General features: G+C 67.9%; 3 protein-coding genes. All 3 read left to right on the top strand.

What is annotated here, in order from left to right:
• Positions 1-1148: acyl-CoA dehydrogenase family protein (locus ACO1BU_RS36455; protein ID WP_424140754.1), on the top strand; the 1148-nt coding region annotated here is incomplete at its 5' end.
• A gap of 21 nt (positions 1149-1169) precedes the next feature.
• Positions 1170-2222 carry an alpha/beta hydrolase gene (locus ACO1BU_RS36450; protein WP_424140755.1) on the top strand — a complete coding sequence of 351 codons (1053 nt, stop codon included), beginning with the start codon at positions 1170-1172 and terminating at the stop codon, positions 2220-2222.
• A gap of 53 nt (positions 2223-2275) precedes the next feature.
• A partial coding sequence (locus ACO1BU_RS36445) for a tripartite tricarboxylate transporter substrate-binding protein (protein WP_424140753.1) occupies positions 2276-3265 on the top strand: 990 nt, incomplete at its 3' end.

Here is a 3265-nt window from a genome sequence, read left to right as displayed (position 1 = left end):
AGGAGCACGAGCTGCTCGGCACCTATGCCGAAGACGTGCATGCCACCTTCGAGCGGATGGGCTTCTACCGCATTACGCAGCCCCGGATGTTCGGCGGCTATGAATTCAGTCTGCCCGTCTTCTTCCGGACGATGGTGGAGGTCTCACGCGGCGATCCAGGCGTGGGCTGGTGCCTCACGCTGGCGGCCTCACATGCCTTTCTATTGGCCAGCCACTGGCCGGAGAAGGCGCAGCGCGAGTTATTCGGCGAAACCGGCCATTTCATCTCCCCACACCGGGCCCAGCCCCTGGGAACGGCGACGCCCGTGCCGGGCGGCCTGCGCATCAAGGGGCGCTGGAACTATTCCTCGGGCGTTCCGCATGCGACGCATTTCATCGGCACTGCGTTGCTGCAGAAAGAGGATGGAACGCCACCCTCCCCCGTGCTCATCGTGGTGCCGCAGGGGCAATACACGATCCTGAAGGATTGGGGCGGGGACGAGATCCTGGGGATGCGTTCCTCCGGTTCCAACACCGTCGTGATCGAGGATGCCGTCATCCCCGCGCATCACGCGGTGCCCTTCAACGCCCAGTTCTGCCGGCCGGAGGAGATGGCGGAGGGCACGCCGGGCACGCGGCTGCACGGGAACCCCATGTATCTCGGCCGCATCATGGGCCCGTATCACGCCTCGCTGGTTTCGGTGGTGGTGGGCGCGACCTGGGCGGCGATCGACGAGTATGAGCAGCTGATCGGCCGGATGAAGACGATGGCCGATCCCAACCTGCTGCGGGCGGATCATCACGACTTCCAGCGCACGCTTGGCCTGGCCCTGGCGCGGGCCGATGCGGCGGAGGCGATCCTGGTCCGCACCATGGAGCGCTATATGGAGGTGTGCGAGCGCTGGGCGGCCGATGGCACGCCGATCAGCGTGGAGGATAATCTGCGCCTTCGCGCCACCTTGCAGCAGGCCGGGGCCATGGGGGCGGAAACGGTGGAGATGCTGCTGCGCTCCGCCGGCGCCTTCACGACGAAGAAGGGAAATCGGCTGCAGCGCTACTTCCGCGACATCATGATGTACCGCACCCACAGCTCCGCCCAGATGGAGGAGTTCGCGACCTATGTGGGGCGGGCGCATCTCGGCCGGCCCATTGGCATGCGTGGGCTTTAGGAGCATCCGCGCGTGGACGGGATGACGAAGGCGGCGCCTCTGGTCCTGGCGGATCAGGGCTTCTTCTGGGTGGGCGTCACGCGGCAGGAGCAGCCTTATGGGCTGGCCGCGGGCGGGCAGATGTTCGTGCAGTACCAGATCCCCGCCGAGCGGCGCCACGCGCTGCCCGTAGTCATGGTGCATGGCGGTGGCGGGCAGGGGCTGGATTACCTGGGTACGCCGGATGGGCGGCCGGGTTGGGCGACCTTCTTTCTGCGCCAGGGCTACGCCGTCTATGTCGTGGATCGCACGGCGCTCGGCCGCTCGCCCTATCATCCCGACCTGCATGGGCCGCTTGGGCAACCGCCGAGCTATGGCTTCATGCGCAACCGCTTCGTCGCGCCGGAACTGGTGCCGGAATCTTACCCGCAGGCGCGACTGCACACGCAGTGGCCAGGGGGGGCGGAGATCGGCGATCGCGTGCTGGATCAGTTCATGGCGGGGCAAGGGCCTTCCATCGCGGATCTGGCGCGGGTGCATGCGGATATGCGCCGCTGCGGTGCGGAACTGCTGGACCGGATTGGACCGGCCGTGCTGATCACGCATTCGGCTGGCGGCCCCTTCGGCTGGCTGGTGGCGGATGCGCGGCCCTCGCTGGTGCGGGCCATCTTGGCTGTGGAGCCGCAGGGGCCGGCCTTCGCGGAGACGCCAGGTGGCGTCCTCTCCTGGGGATTGACCGCGACGCCGCTCGCCTTCGATCCGCCCGCCGATGCGCCGGAGGATCTGGCGCGGGAATTACGCAAGGCGCCGCGGCCGGATCTGCAGGATTGCCTGGTGCAGGCTGAGCCCGCCCGGTGCCTGCCAAACCTTCAGAACATCCCCGTGGCCGTTGTGACGGCGGAGGCCTCCTGGAAGGCGCAGCAGGATCACGGCGTCGTCGATTTCCTGCGTCAGGCCGGCGTGCCGGCGGAGCATCTGCGGCTTGAGGAGCACGGGCTGCACGGCAACGGCCACATGATGATGATCGAGCGCAACAGCGACGAGATCGCGGCGCTGCTCGCCCGCTGGATCGAGCGGAAGACGGCCATGGCGTAACGCGGTCACCAGGGCGGATGAACCGCCCGGGACCTTGGGAGGGAGGAACGGTTATGGTGCGTGCAACGACACGCCGGACGCTGCTCGGTGCCGGCACCGCTTTAGGCCTGGGCGGGCTGGCCGGCCCGCGCGCCGCGCTGGCGCAGGTGGTGGACCGGCCGGCGCGGCTGGTCATGAACTTCTCGGCGGGCGGGGTGATGGACACGGTGGCCCGCCTTTATGCCGAGCGGCTGCGCGGCCTCTACGCACCGCAGGTGATCGTGGACAACCGGCCGGGCGCCGCGGCGCGGATCGGGGTGGAGCTGGCCAAGGCTGCGCCGCCGGATGGCGTGACCTTCCTGATGACGCCCGAGACGATGATGGTGCTGTATCCCTTCATCTACACCAAAACGCTGCGCTACGATCCGCAGCGCGACTTCGTGCCGGTGACCGGGCTTTCCTCCTTCGGCTTCGCCTGGATGGTGGATGCGAACCATCCGGCGAAGACCTTTCACGAGTTTATTGAATGGGGGAAGCGGCAGTCGGAGATCGACTACGCGACGCCGGCCGCGGGGTCGACGCCGCACTTCGTCTCCGTCGCCATGGCGAAGACGCTTGGGCTTCGCCTGTCGCATGTGCCGTATCGTGAACTCGCCATGGCTCTGGCCGATCTCAATGGTGGGCGGATTTCCGCTTACATGGCCGTGATTGGCACCGGGGCCGAGCAGCACCGGTCCGGCCGGATGCGCGCTCTGGCTGTGACCATGCCGGAGCGCGTGCCGACGCTGCCGGATGTGCCGACCTTCGCCGAGCTGGGCTTCCCGCAGCTGACGGCTGATGAGTGGTATGGGATCTTCCTGCCGGCCCGCACGCCCCAGGCGATCGTCACGGGGCTACATGGCGCGATCGCGCAGGTGGCAGCTTCGCCGGAGATGCGCAGCGCGCTGCTGAAGCTTGAGCAATATCCCGTCATGACGACACCGGCCCAGTTCGCCGCGCGGCTGCAAGCGGAGCGCGAGCGCTGGGGCCCGGTGGTGCGCGAGTCCGGTTACGACGTGGGGGAA

Source organism: Roseomonas chloroacetimidivorans (assembly GCF_049629625.1).
Taxonomy (GTDB): Bacteria; Pseudomonadota; Alphaproteobacteria; order Acetobacterales; family Acetobacteraceae; genus Roseomonas; species Roseomonas chloroacetimidivorans.
The sequence above is the reverse complement of the archived record's forward strand: the minus strand, read 5'-3'. Positions and strand labels throughout refer to the sequence as shown.